The organism is Pseudomonas sp. GW531-T4 (assembly GCF_017349615.1).
GTDB classification, from domain to species: domain Bacteria; phylum Pseudomonadota; class Gammaproteobacteria; order Pseudomonadales; family Pseudomonadaceae; genus Aquipseudomonas; species Aquipseudomonas chlororaphis_I.
The window spans coordinates 1-13,042 of sequence record NZ_JACMZT010000077.1; the positions used below are offsets into that span (position 1 = coordinate 1).

General features: G+C 63.5%; 11 protein-coding genes. 3 read left to right on the forward strand and 8 right to left on the reverse strand.

Translation table 11 applies throughout. The features are described from left to right. Positions 1 to 989 (forward strand): hybrid sensor histidine kinase/response regulator (locus J4D28_RS30005; protein WP_207246516.1); only part of this gene is annotated, 989 nt, incomplete at its 5' end. On the opposite strand, the gene J4D28_RS30010 is transcribed toward J4D28_RS30005, so the two are convergent. From J4D28_RS30010 to J4D28_RS30035, 6 genes are all read right to left on the reverse strand, one after another. Next, complete coding sequence (locus J4D28_RS30010) at positions 986 to 1,903, reverse strand: LysR family transcriptional regulator (protein WP_041986078.1); 918 nt, start codon at positions 1,901 to 1,903, stop codon at positions 986 to 988. The genes J4D28_RS30005 and J4D28_RS30010 overlap by 4 nt on opposite strands. 20 nt (positions 1,904 to 1,923) lie before the next feature. Further along, the gene (locus J4D28_RS30015; RefSeq protein WP_103331323.1) at positions 1,924 to 2,898 is read right to left on the reverse strand and encodes a two-component system response regulator; all 975 of its coding nucleotides are present in this window, start codon (positions 2,896 to 2,898) and stop codon (positions 1,924 to 1,926) included. A 79-nt stretch (positions 2,899 to 2,977) separates the two neighbouring features. Then, a complete protein-coding gene (locus tag J4D28_RS30020; protein WP_016705323.1) occupies positions 2,978 to 4,054 on the reverse strand; it encodes a GGDEF domain-containing protein in 1,077 nt (358 codons plus the stop codon). A gap of 287 nt (positions 4,055 to 4,341) precedes the next feature. Beyond that, positions 4,342 to 4,803 (reverse strand): YccF domain-containing protein, encoded by a 462-nt coding sequence (locus tag J4D28_RS30025; RefSeq protein ID WP_009049642.1) that lies wholly within the window; start codon positions 4,801 to 4,803, stop codon positions 4,342 to 4,344. Between the two features lie 71 nt (positions 4,804 to 4,874). Further along, a complete protein-coding gene (locus J4D28_RS30030; protein ID WP_103331324.1) occupies positions 4,875 to 6,656 on the reverse strand; it encodes a hypothetical protein in 1,782 nt (593 codons plus the stop codon). 530 nt (positions 6,657 to 7,186) lie between these two features. Continuing rightward, positions 7,187 to 8,185 (reverse strand): bile acid:sodium symporter family protein, encoded by a 999-nt coding sequence (locus tag J4D28_RS30035; RefSeq protein ID WP_016705320.1) that lies wholly within the window; start codon positions 8,183 to 8,185, stop codon positions 7,187 to 7,189. Positions 8,186 to 8,269: 84 nt separating this feature from the next. Between J4D28_RS30035 and J4D28_RS30040 the strand changes: the two genes are divergently transcribed. Further along, positions 8,270 to 9,064 carry a helix-turn-helix transcriptional regulator gene (locus J4D28_RS30040; protein ID WP_009049639.1) on the forward strand — a complete coding sequence of 265 codons (795 nt, stop codon included), beginning with the start codon at positions 8,270 to 8,272 and terminating at the stop codon, positions 9,062 to 9,064. 111 nt (positions 9,065 to 9,175) lie between these two features. Here the strand turns inward: J4D28_RS30040 and J4D28_RS30045 are convergent, their stop codons facing one another. Together J4D28_RS30045 and J4D28_RS30050 are read right to left on the reverse strand one after the other, a co-directional pair. After that, entirely contained in the window at positions 9,176 to 10,825 is a 1,650-nt protein-coding gene (locus tag J4D28_RS30045) for an FMN-binding glutamate synthase family protein (RefSeq protein WP_038633462.1), read from the reverse strand. A 56-nt stretch (positions 10,826 to 10,881) separates the two neighbouring features. Beyond that, the gene (locus tag J4D28_RS30050) at positions 10,882 to 11,364 is read right to left on the reverse strand and encodes an acyl-CoA thioesterase (RefSeq protein ID WP_009049637.1); all 483 of its coding nucleotides are present in this window, start codon (positions 11,362 to 11,364) and stop codon (positions 10,882 to 10,884) included. 423 nt (positions 11,365 to 11,787) lie between these two features. Between J4D28_RS30050 and J4D28_RS30055 the strand changes: the two genes are divergently transcribed. Beyond that, the coding region (locus J4D28_RS30055) for a PAAR domain-containing protein (protein WP_207246517.1) at positions 11,788 to 13,042 on the forward strand (1,255 nt) is incomplete at its 3' end.

Genomic DNA, 13,042 nt, shown 5'->3' on the forward strand with positions numbered 1-13,042 from the left:
GGACGCGGGTGCTGGTGGTCGAGGACAACCGGCTGAACCAGGATGTGTTGCAGGGCCTGTTGCAGCGCGCCGGGGTCCGGGTGGTGCTGGCCGCCAACGGCGCCGAGGCCTTGCAGCGGTTGCTCGGGGACGGTCGTTTCGACGGTGTGCTGATGGATTGCCAGATGCCGGTCATGGACGGCTACGGCACCACGCGCAAGATCCGCGGTTATACGCACCTGCGCTCGCTGCCGATCATCGCGGTGACCGCCAGCAGCCAGGCCGATGTCCAGGGCCGGGTGCTGGCCGCCGGCATGAGCGACCTGATCAGCAAGCCGCTGGAAGTCACGGCGTTCTATCGGACTTTGGTGCGCTGGATCAAGCACCTGGAACTGCCCGCGGGGGCGATTGCGGCAAGCCTGCCCAACGGTGTTTCAGCGCCAGCCTACCCGGGCATCGACTCGGCGCTCGGGCTGGCGGTGGTGAACCAGGACCTGGTGCTGCACCACAAACTGCTGGCGGACTTTTGCGATGGGCAGCAAGGGCTCATCGAGCGCCTGTGGCGGGCCCATGCCGCCGAGGACCTGCAGGCCATCGGCTTTCTGGCCCACAGCCTGCAGGGCGCGGCCGGCAACATCGGCGCCACGGCGGTCAGGCAGGCGGCCCGGCAACTGGAGGAGCAGTGCGCCGGGCAGGCCGATCTTGCGCCCTTGATCCGCCAGCTGGCGCAGTGCCTGGAGCCGCTGCTGGCCGGCCTGGTGTGTTTGCCTGCGGCGGGTGCCGGGCCCCAGGGCCGGGAGAGCGAGGCGCTGGGCAGTGAGCAGGTGCTGAAGCTGGAGCGGCTGGCCAAGCTGCTGCGCAACCATAATGCGCAGGCCCTGGCGCTGGTCGATGAGCTGTGCGAGCAAAGCCGTTGCAGCGCCCTGCGGGCCATTCAGGAGCGGATCTACCGGCTGGAGTTCCAGCAGGCCTATGAGCTGCTGGTCGACTTGCGCGCGGCCCAGGGTTAGCGCGTTGCCCGGGTCAGCTCGAGGTAGCGCGCCATGCGGTCCGTGCAGTGCTCCACCAGGCACTGGTGCAAGGCCCGCAGCGACTCGGTGATTTGCGAACGGTGCGACACCACCAGGTTCAGCGGCGCGGCGTCGGCCTGCCAGCCGGGGAGCAGGGGCAGCAGGCGCCCGGCGAGCAGGTCTTCGACCACGTTCAACAGCGGCAGATAGACCACGCCATGGCCGGCCAGCGCCCAGCGCCGCGCGGCATCGCCATCGTCGCAGCAGAAGTGCCCCTGCACCCGCACGTCCTCGATCTGGCCCGGCGCATGGAAACGCCAGCGACTCTCCGGCCGACCAATGCTGTGGCAGATGATGCATTCGTGCTCGCTCAGCTGTTCCGGCGATTCGGGCGTGCCATGTTCGGCCAGGTAGCCGGGCGCGGCGCAGGCGATGAAGTGGTGCTGCTTGAGCACCGGCAGCTCCACCAGGTCCAGCGCCAGGCTTTTGCCATAGCGCAGCGCCGCGTCGAAGCGGCCCTTGAGCAGGTCCTCTTCCTTGTCGCTCAGGGCCAGCTTGATGTACAGGCGCGGCCGTTGCTGCTTGAGCCGGGTGAGCAGGTCCAGCAGCAGGTTGCGGCCCAGGTCGGAAGACACCGTGAGCTCCAGCATGCCGTCGTCGTGGGTCAATGAGCGTTTGCCGTTGGCCAGGATCTTCAGGGCGTGCTGCGCGCTTTCCAGGTAACGCACGCCCTCGGGGGTGAGTTTCATGGTGCGGGTGGAGCGGGTGAACAGGCGCACGCCGAGACGGTTTTCCAGGCGCTTGAGCGCCAGGCTGGCGGCGGCCGGGGTGATCGACATGATGCGCGCCGCGGGCGACAGGCCCTGCAGCTCGGCAATCAGCACGAACAGTTCCAGGTCAGCGAGGTTAGGCATGGGCAAGGCTCACTGTCCGTTCAAAGGCCGAAAAAGCTCTGTGACGAACTCAGCAAGGCCGCCGAGAGCGACGCCGGGCCGCAGGCGATGCATTGCTCGAACCCCGGCTGTTGATACATCTGCGCCATGGCCTGGGCATGCCGGCCGGCAAGGTCGTCGCCGGGTTGCAGCAGGCTCAGGTGGTAGTTCAGCGCCAGGGCGAACAGACGGGTCGAGAACGGCAGATCGAGGCTTGCCGGGCTGCGGTCGCCCTGGAGCAGCGCCTCGGCATGGGTGATTTTCCAGGCGAGGTTGAGGATGCGGTCTTCCGGGTCGGCGTGGGCGAGAATCTCCTCGATCAGCACCCGGCTGTGGGCCAGGGCCTGGCCGATGCCGCTGCCGGGCTGGTTGAGGCCCATCAGGGCCAGGCAGGCGGCGCTGCGAAACGCCGCGGGGTCGCTCTGGGTCACGCCGCTGTCGAGCAGGATCGACAGGGTATCGAGCAGCGCCTCGAGGCGGATCTGCGGGTTGCCGGCCAGCTGCAAGGCCAGGGCGCCGATGAAGCCGTCGCGCATGTCGCTGCCGGCCGAGGGTTCGGCCGCCGGTTGCGGGCTGTGCAGGGGCTTGTCGCGGTAGCCCAGTTGCGTCGCCACCCGGGCCAGCACCACCGGTGGCGAGATCGGCTTGGCGATGTAGTCGGCGGCGCCGAGCAGCAGGCCCAGGCGTTCGTCTTCGACGCTGCTGCGCGAGGTCAGGAAAATCACCGGGATGGCGGCGGTCGCCGGGTGGCGCTTGAGTTCGCTGAGCACCTGGAAACCGTCCATCTCGGGCATCAGGATGTCGAGGATGATCAGGTCGGGGCTGGCGCTGCGGGCCAGGGCCAGGCCGCGCTCGCTGTTCTTCGCCAGCAGCACTTCATATTCGGTGGTCAGGGTTTTCGAGAGCACGATCAACGACTGCGGGTCGTCGTCGATCGCCAGGAGGGTATAGGGCTTGGGGGCGTGCTCTGCGGGCATGACGGGGGCGCCTGATCAAGAGAGGGCGGCAGTTTATCTTATTTGCCCGGCGGGTCGCGCCGGTGCGTTGCCGCAGCCGTCACGGGTGAAAGGTGTAACGATCCTTGCCCGTGTGCTTGGACTGGTACAGCGCCTTGTCCGCCTTGACCAGCGCCTGGTTCAGGCTGTCGCTGTCCTCGACCCGGGCCAGGCCGATGCTGATGGTCACTGGGTGGCGGGCCGGCGCTTGGCGCACCACCTGGCACAGGCGTTCGGCCAGTTGCTCCACGTCGCTGCGGCGCACGCCGCACAGGTAGATGGCGAACTCCTCGCCGCCCAGGCGCGCGTAGTCGAAACCGGCCATGACCGTGCTGATGTCCGCGGCCACCTGCTTGAGCACTTCGTCGCCGCTGTCGTGGCCGTACAGGTCGTTGATTTTCTTGAAATTGTCGACGTCGATCATCGCCAGGTAGTGGTCATGCTCCCGGGGTTGCGCCGCCAGTTGTTCGCTGGCACGGGCCATGAACGAGCGGCGGTTGGGGATGCCGGTCAGGGTGTCGTTGTAGGCCTGTTCCAGCAACAGCTTGGACATGATGTAGGTGTGCAGCTTGGCCTGGCGTAGCTTGATGAAGCTGTAGAGGGTCAGGGCGGTGAGAAACAGCGCGTAGATCAGCAGCATGGCGCCCTTGAGTTCCAGCACCGAGGTCTGGGTCATGATGAACGGGTCGAGCACCACCCAGGTCAGCACGACGGTGGCGAAGAACGACCAGCGGCGCAGGGGCAGCACCGAGGCACTGTAGAGCATGCTCGAGGCGCCGATGATCAGCCAGTCGGGGCGCAGCTCCAGCGGCATGCCTTCGATCACCAGGCGGATGCCCGCGCCGATGATCAGCACGAAGACCAGGTTGAGCCACTGGAAGTGCCGGACCTTTTTGGTGAAGGCCAGCACGATCGCGTTGATCGCGAGCGCGGCCAGGAACGCCATCGAGTACAGGGTGAAGCCCTGCTTGCCGGGGAAGCTGACGATCAGGTTGAACAGCAGCCAGATGCTGATGCTGGCGACGTAGATCAGCAGGCAGAAACCGTGCAGCCGCTCGAAGTCGTACTGGGCGAACTCGGCCTTGAGGGCCGGCGGCGTGGCCTGTTTCAGCACTTGCGCTTCAATGGTCTTGAGCATTGCGGGCCTTGGGCGTGAACGGGTGGGCGGGGGCGACAAGCCTCCTGGCGAGCGCGGACTGCGCAGGGTCCCGGGGCTGAATGAAAGCAGTGGGCGTGGGACTTGTCCAACTGCGGCGGGCGCCGCTGTGGGCGTCCTTCAAGGTCGTGGTGCGGCTTGTTTCAAGGTGACGTGGTGTTGGCGATCAGGTTGCGAGCTTGAGGGCGGTCGGAGTGCGCAAGCGTGGGGAGCATGCCGGCCGGCATGCGCAGCGGCGGAGGCCTCGACGAGGCCTCCGCGCCTGGGCTTCAGCCTGGCTGACGCTGTTTCAGCGCCGCATCCTGGGCATTGAAGGTGCGCGCCGCGGCGGCCACTTCCTTGCGCACGATGGTCTTGCCGATCGGCGCCAGGGCGATGCCCGCCAGCTTCAGGTGCTGGATGCCGAAAGGAATGCCGATGATGGTGATAAAGCACAGCAGCGCCGACATCACATGCCCCAGCGCCAGCCAGATACCGCCGAACACGAACCAGAGCACGTTGCCGATCACCCCCAGGCCGCTGGTGCCGATATCGTCCTTGTTGTTCAGCTCGCGCCGGCTGATCGCCTCCTTGCCGAACGGAAAGAACGAGAAGGTGCCGATGACGAAACAGGCCCGGCCCCAGGGAATGCCGACGATGCTGATAAAGGCCAGGATGCCCCACAGCCACCAGCACAGGCCCATGAAAATGCCGCCGAGGATAAACCAGAGAAAATTGCCGATGGCGCTCATGTGAAGCTTCCTTGTTTGAACCGTGAAGGGTATCGAGCAGGCCCGTTCGAGGCCCGTGCAGGTATAGACGCTTATTCCTTGCGCCGAGTCAGACCGGAGACGATCGCCACCAGCAACAGGCTGATGCCCCAGCCGATGAGGGTTTCGAGCCAGATCAGCAGACGGATGCCGTGGCCCCATTCGAGGTTCTTGAGTTCATCCCAATAGCCGGGGAAGGGCGTCGGGGTGATCGGACCCCAGTCCTTTTCCTGCTGCAGATCGACCAGCGACAGCAGGATGTCCAGCGAATACGCGCCGGGGCTGAAGCCGGTGTATTCGCCGCGCAGGGCCTTGCAGGTGTACCAGTTGCCTACGGTGGAAGGCAGATCCTGCTTAGGGTGTTGCTCTTTCCAGGCATCGCCATATTCAGGGGTACAACTGGCGTAGGCCTCGTTCTGGAATACCAGTGGGTTGCTGGGGGCGAAGACCTCGTGTTCGACGGCGGCGTACCAGTAGACGCTGGTGCACACCAGCCAGGTGCCGAAGAACCAGGAGAGCAGGCGCATGGGGCGGTAGCCGAAACCGGTGAAAAGGCCATAGAGCGAATGCAGGCCCAAGGCTGGCAGGCGGTACAGCCACCTCAGGCCGCGAGGAATGCCTGCGGGTGCCTGGCCGATCAGGCCGACTTTGCGCAAGCGTTTTTCGAACGCGATACCTACCTCGCGAGCTTCCTCCGCATGGCCCATTTCCTCGAGGACGTGCTGAAGGTGACGCCAGGGTTGCGGGCGGAATTTGCTGGCCGAACCTTTGAGCCCGTCAGCCCCGGTATTTGCAGGTATCTGCCGATCGAGCCAGTCAATGCGTTCCTGGGCTCTCAAGGGAGCCTCGGTTGTCAGGAAGTCGTAAGTGAACCCATTGAGGCCAATTTCCTTGCCCCAAGTGCTCGCGTCATCGTGCAGGGTGCCCACGTGGGAGCTGCTGAGGGTCGCGTTATCAAGAGGGAGGGCCAGATTTGTCATGATCAGGACACCCTCGACATGGGCACTTTGAGCGATTAGTGTTTTGCCGTTCTCGTCTTTGTCCTTTCTTTCAAAACGAGCCTCTTTGAGGCTGAGTTGCCCCCGGATACGGGCGCCTGAAAGTCTAACGGGCCCCTGAGAGTGAAACCCAGTGGTGAGAAAGACATTCCCTTGGACAGTGATGCCGTCGGCGCTCAGTGCCGACGCATCCGTCGCCTTGAAACTACAGTCCCGGCAATTGAGCTGTCCTTTGATTACCGCTCCGTTCAGGCAGACCTCGCCGAGCGCGATGAACTTTTCTTCGAAATGGACACTGTGAGCGACCAGACCGTCGGCGACCAAGGCATAGCCACCCTGGCCATTCAGACTAGTGCCGCGCAACAGCAAGGCCGCACCAATCTTGGATTTCTGCAGGCTCATGCTTTCCCTGGACTTTAGATGGTCCAGGTACATCGCTCCTGAAACCGTCATCAGATTGGCTTTGAGACTTTTACAGTGGCTGTAGGCAAGATTGATGGTGCCTCTTACCGATGCGCCTCTCAGGCTCAGATTCTGCAGGTCGCAATGGGTTAGCGTGATGCTCGCGTTTATCTGGGTTTCTCTGAGCTCCAGATCGCCTTCGATAAACGCTCCCTTCAACATCACCCCGAGTTCATGAACGGGGTTCAGATCGTCACCACCCAGAATCAGGAAGCGCAGGAAGCCTGCTCGAACGGTATTGCTTGGTGTGGCATCTGTGGGGCGCTGCGTCGAAATTTCGGTCATCCCTCCCAACGCTGCGTGCTTGAGAAGAAGCTGTTCAGCAGGCTTTAAAGGCAAAAAATCCGCTAACGAACGCCCATGAGGAACGGCCATTGATTTACTCCTTCACGCTGCTGAAAAAAGCGGTTGCAGGTGTCTTTAACGACCCTGAGAACAAGGGGCTGATGCTGTAACCAGCAAGGCGGGACAACGCACAAAGCGCGAGCAAGAAACGCATGAAAACTTCCATGTAAGATCGCCGACCGGCAAAAAAAGTGGCGCTATGCTATCGGCTTGCCGCCCCTGACAAAAGCACAAACCCTGGCTTTCCCCAGGAGTAACCGCTTGATGCTTCTACAGATTGGCCGCTGCCGGTCGACACCGCGCAATGCAGGTAGATGAACCTGCGGCAGATGCCCGGCTTCAAGGTGGGCGACAAGGGGCTGGCGCGGGGCAACGTGCTGGTGGGATACGCGCCGTGGAAAGGCGGTCCGAAGCACAACTGACCGCCGTCACAGGGGGCTGTAGGGGGAGCCACTCTCGCGATCCGCGAAGTTGAGGCGGTCAGGCGCAGCGCGTTTTCGTTGACGATTTATCGCGAGCAAGCTCGCTCCTACAGGGGGGGGCTGTTGTTCATCAGGCTCTCAGGGATCGACCTGCGCCATCAGCTCCGGCACCGACTCGGGGCGTTTGGCGTAACGCTGGGCCAGCACCGCGCAGACCATCAGCTGGATCTGGTGGAACAGCATCAGCGGCAGGATCAGTACGCCCATGGTGCTGCCGGCGAACAGCACCTGGGCCATGGGCACGCCGGTGGCCAGGCTCTTCTTCGAACCGCAGAAGAGGATGGTGATGCGGTCTTCCTGGTTGAAACCGAAGAGCTTGCTCAGCAGGCTGGAGGCCAGCAGCGCCAACGCCAGCAGCACGCCGCAGGCCAGCACCAGCCCGGCCAGGTTCCACAACGGGATCTGGTGCCAGATGCCTTCGTTCACCGCCTCGCTGAAGGCGCCGTAGACCACCAGCAGGATCGAACCCTGGTCGACGAATTTCAGCCAGTTCTTGTTGCGGCCCACCCAGGCACCGATCCAGCGGCGGGCGATCTGCCCGGCGATGAAGGGCAGCAGCAACTGCACGCTGATCTTGATGATGGCATCCAGGGTCGAGCCGGCATCGCCGTGCACATTCAGCAGCAGGGTCACCAGCAACGGCGTGAGGAAAATCCCGAACAGGCTGGACGCCGCGGCGCTGCAGATCGCCGCCGGCACGTTGCCCCGCGCCAGGGAGGTGAAGGCAATCGCCGACTGCACGGTGGCGGGCAGGGCGCAGAGGTAGAGCATGCCCAGGTACAGCTCGTTGCCGATCAGCGGCGACAGCAGTGGCTTGAGCGCCAGCCCGAGGATCGGGAACAGCACGAAGGTCAGGCTGAAGATCAGCAGGTGCAGGCGCCAGTGGCCGGCCCCGGCAATGATTGCCTCGCGCGACAGCTTGGCGCCGTGGAGGAAGAACAGCAGGGCGATGGCGGCGTTGGTCAGCCAGCCGAAGCCTAGCGCCACCTGGCCGCTGGCCGGCAGGAAGCTGGCCAGCAGCACCACGCCGATCAGGGTCAGGGTGAAATTGTCGGGCAAAAGACGTGAGCGACTCATAACGGGATCATCCAGGGGTTGCCAGGGCGGTGGACCGACTCTAACGTGATGACGGACTGCCGACTAACGCCAATGAGCCAGTAAATGCCGCCTAAAGGACATGAAAAGATCGTCCGCCGCAGTATTCCCGGTCTGCCGAGCCTGCCGCGGCCGGTGTACGGCCGCACCGAATCCCTGCCCAATCGGGCGCTGACCCGGCGCCACAGCCATCCCTGGGTGCAATTGTCCTACGCCATCCAGGGCGTGCTGGAAGTGCAGACCAGCGCCGGGCGTTTTGTCGCCCCGCCGCAGCGGGCGGTGTGGATTCCGGCCGGCATGCCGCACAAGGTGTTCAGCTCGCCGCGCACCGAAATGCGCAGCCTCTACCTGGATTGCCGTGTCACCGCCTGGGCCGGCGCGACCTGCCAGGTGCTGGCGGTGAGCAGCCTGCTGCGCGAATTGATCCGCGCCTTCAGCGAGCTGCCGGTGGAATACGCCGAAGACGGCGCCGACGGCCGCCTGGCCCAGGTCCTGCTGGACCAGCTGGCCGCCGCGCCGCAACTGGACCTGATGCTGCCGCTGCCCCAGGACCCGCGCCTGCGGCAGATCTACCGCAGCCTGCAAGCGCACCCGGACCAGCCGACCACCCTGGGGCAGTGGGGCGAAAAGCTGGGCGTGACGGAGAAAACCCTCAGCCGCCTGTTCCTGCAGGACACCGGCCTGACCTTCCGCGCCTGGCGCCAACGCCTGCGCCTGCTGGGCGCGCTGACACCGCTGGAGCAAGGCGAGCGGGTAACGGACGTGGCGCTGGCCTGCGGCTACGACTCGACCTCGGCCTTTATCGCGGCGTTCCGCCAGCAGTTCGATGCCACGCCTGGGGAGTTTTTTCGCCAGGCCTGATCGCCACCTGTAGGAGCGAGGCTTGCCCGCGATAACGTCAGTGGCCGCCCCCTCAACCCTGGACCTTGCCCCCGTCATCCAGCGCGAACGGCCACCGCGTCATGCAAAAAACTAAGCCGGCGTCAGCCGTTCAATCCTGGCCGGCGCAGCCACAACCAGCGGCGCAAAGCTATGGGCCTGGGCCATGTTCCACATGCGTGCATAGAACTCCGAACTGATCGGCCGTTGCAGCAGTTCGCCGGGTTCGAGGAACACATGGATCTGCGAGAACAGCCGCACCTCGGTGGTGGTCATGCGCCGCACCAGGTGCTTGGCCTGCAGCTGCGCTGGGTGGTCGAGGCCGGCGGCGCTGAGCATCTCGCCGAGGGCGACCAGGGTGTTGCGGTGGAAGTTGTGCACCCGCTCGGCCTTGTCCGTGACCTGCAACGCCTTCTGGCGCAGCGGGTCCTGGGTGGCGACGCCGGTGGGGCATTTGTTGGTGTGGCAGCTTTGCGACTGGATGCAGCCGATGGCGAACATGAAACCGCGCGCGGCGTTGACCCAGTCGGCGCCGATGGTCAGCACGCTGGCGATGTCGAAGGCGCTGATCACCTTGCCGCTGGCGCCCAGCTTGATCTGCGAGCGCAGGCCGGCGCCGACCAGGGTGTTATGGACGAACAGCAGGCCTTCGCGCATGGGCATGCCGATGTTATCGGTGAACTCCCGGGGCGCGGCGCCGGTGCCGCCTTCCTTGCCGTCGACCACGATGAAGTCCGGCTGGATGCCGGTCTCGAGCATGGCCTTGACGATCGCCATGAACTCCCAGGGATGACCCACGCAGAACTTGAAACCCACCGGCTTGCCACCGGACAGGTTGCGCAGCTTGACGATGAATTCCAGCAACTGGATAGGCGTGCTGAACTCCGAATGCCGCGCCGGCGACACGCAGTCATGGCCCATCTGCACGCCACGGGTCTGGGCGATTTCGGCGGTGACCTTGTGCTTGGGCAGGATGCCGCCATGGCCGGGTTTGGCGCCCTGGCTGAGTTTGATCTCGATCATCTTCACCTGCGGATGGCTGGCCTGCTCGGAGAAGCGCTGGGCATCGAAACGGCCGTCCAGGGTGCGGCAACCGAAGTAGCCGCTGCCGATTTCCCAGATCAGGTCGCCGGCGAACTCCTGGTGATAGGGGCTGATGCTGCCTTCCCCGGTGTCATGGGCGAAGCCGCCGAGCCGGGCGCCTTTGTTCAGGGCGCGGATGGCGTTGGCGCTCAGCGCGCCAAAGCTCATGGCCGAGATGTTGAACACCGAGGCGCTGTAGGGCTGCAGGCAGTCCGGCCCACCGACCACCACGCGGAACTGGCTGGGGTCGCAGGCATCGCCCGGGACCATGGAATGGCTGATGAACTCGAAGCCGGGCTGATAGACGTCGGCCAGGGTGCCAAAGGCCTTTTCCGCGGGCTGGTTCTTGGCGCGGGCGTAGACCATCGAACGTTGCGAGCGGGAGAAGGGCAGCTTCTCGTCGTCGCCTTCCAGCAGGTACTGGCGGATCTCCGGGCGAATCGACTCGATCAGGTAGCGGATATTGCCGATGATCGGGTAGTTGCGGCGCACCGCGTGATGGCTCTGCAGCAGGTCATTGAAGCCGACCAGGCTGAGCACCCCGGCCAGGATAATCAGCCCCTGGCCCCAGAGGCTGGCGGGCCAGAACAGCAGGCCGAACAAGGTCAGGGCAAGGCAAAGGGTCAGGGTCGCGTAGCGACTCAACAGCGATATTTTCATGATCGTTCCTTGGGCAAATCGCAAGACATGGGTTCCGGCGGGCAGGCAGGGCGGGCTCAGTCCGAGTTGCGGATCTGTTGGTAGCGCTCTTGCAGCTCCTGGCGCTGTTGTTTGCGCAGCAGGCCCTGGGCGTAGCGGCGTTTCTCGATAGCGGTTTCCGGCACGAAGGCGCGCACCGGGTGCGGGCGTCCATCGGGGTCGACGGCGACCATGGTGAAGTAGCAACTGTTGGTATGGCGCACCGTGCGCTCGTGGATGTTCTCGGTCATCACCTTGACCCCGACTTCCATCGAGGTGCGCCCGGTGTAATTGACCGAGGCCAGGAAGGTCACCAGTTCGCCGACATGGATCGGCTCCTTGAAGATCACCTGATCCACCGACAGCGTGACCACATAGCGCCCGGCATAGCGCTTGGCGCAGGCGAAGGCCACCTCGTCGAGCAGCTTGAGCAGGGCGCCGCCGTGCACGTTGCCGGAGAAATTGGCTTTGTCGGGCGTCATGAGCACGCTCATGCTCAATTGATAACTGCCTGGTTCCATGGGTGACCTCATCAGGGGCGTCGGGGCTGCCCGTTGGCTCGCAATGGCCGGCCTAGGGCCTGCGGACAGCTTTTGGCTGGAGGTCGGAAGGGTACTCAGAAGTGTTGATAGTTAGCTAGCTATCATTTGAAATGAGCTGTTGCGGGGATTGCAATAATGCGCGGAGATTATGGGCGCGAACCCTGTAGCCGCTGCCGCAGGCTGCGATCGGGCGCTTGCGCCCGCCAAGCCTGAGTCCGCGATCTGGTTTTTGGAATATGGTTGCAGGCCGCGATTTTCTTCTGTAGGAGCGGCCGGTCGACGCTCGATGCCCGCGATAGCGTCAGCGGCCGCACCTGATTTTTTTCAGCTTTCAGGATCGCCTGATTCAGCAGCCTGATACGCGTCGTTACGTTCGAGGCCCATTCCTCAGGAACGTACGCCATGGCCTTTGTTATCAGGGAAGGTGATCCCACCACTACAGGCGGCAAGGTCATTGCCGGATCAGCCACCACCTTTGTCGTGGATCAACGGGTCGCCCGCATTGCCGACCCGGTCTGGTGCCCGGTGTGCCAGACGGTGGGCTATATCGCCGAAGGCCATCACACCTGGGCGGATAACCACCAAGCCACGGCGGTGGAGGGTGGCCTTGTGCAGTGCGGCTGCCCGACCGGGGCCAACCGCCTGATCGCTACTCAGCGGACGGTCTGCTCCGGGAATCAACCGACCATCCCGCTCGACAGCGATTACATCGGGCCCGCGGTGATCAATACCCAGCGCTGGGCCGATGCTATTCATAAGGGCTACCCGCAAAACGAATTTGCCGATGCGGTGCCGCGGGATCAGGTGCGCGGCCTGACCGTTGCTCACGGCGATATCGTTTCACCGCCGCTGTCCGTACAGGACACGCAGCGCCTTGTAGAACCGGGTTTTCATATTGTGCAAACGCCCATGAGCCGGGCGGCGCTGGAGACAGTGCTGTTCGGTCAAGCCAATGAGGCTGTGCTGGAGAAATTCCGTCGGCTCAATCCTCAACTGGCGAGCCCTGCCAAACCTGGGCAACTCGTTGTGCTCAGTCATCCCGATAACAACCTATGTACTCGTGAAGAAGCGTTGCTGATGGAAGCTGCGGAGAAGGTCAGTGCTGCCTTGGCGTCCATGAGTGATGAGGAAGCGGCCTTTATGCTCAAGCACCGGGCACAGGTTGAATCGATACTGTCCTATGGCTCGACTGCTCTAGGTGTTAGCTCGGCGGCTGTGGGCAACCATATGGACAACTTGAAAAGAACCTTGCTGGACATCGAAGCGCTTCATCAAAACTTCTTTCTGCGGGATGGGCATTTGCGCAGCGTTGAGTTCTTCAGTGAAAGGAGAAAGCTGTTTGCACAGTTGGACACTAGCTTGACCTCCATTACAAAAATGAGCATTGCTTTTCCTGATCACCCTAGTCTGAAAAGTGCCTTGGGGATTTCCAGCCGTAGTCTGGTGCATCGCTGGACCCAGGCGGGCGCGGTAGGGCAGATACCGGGGTATGCAACGCATATTGAAGGTGTTTCCCGGGCGTCCAAGATTCTAAAGTGGGGTGGTTGGATTGGGACGGCCCTTGGTGGCGGAGCTTCTTATGTGAAGGTGCAGGATGTTTGTTCGGCGGGGAACAAGGAGGTGTGTAAGAAGGTGAAATTTACAGAGACAGGGAGCT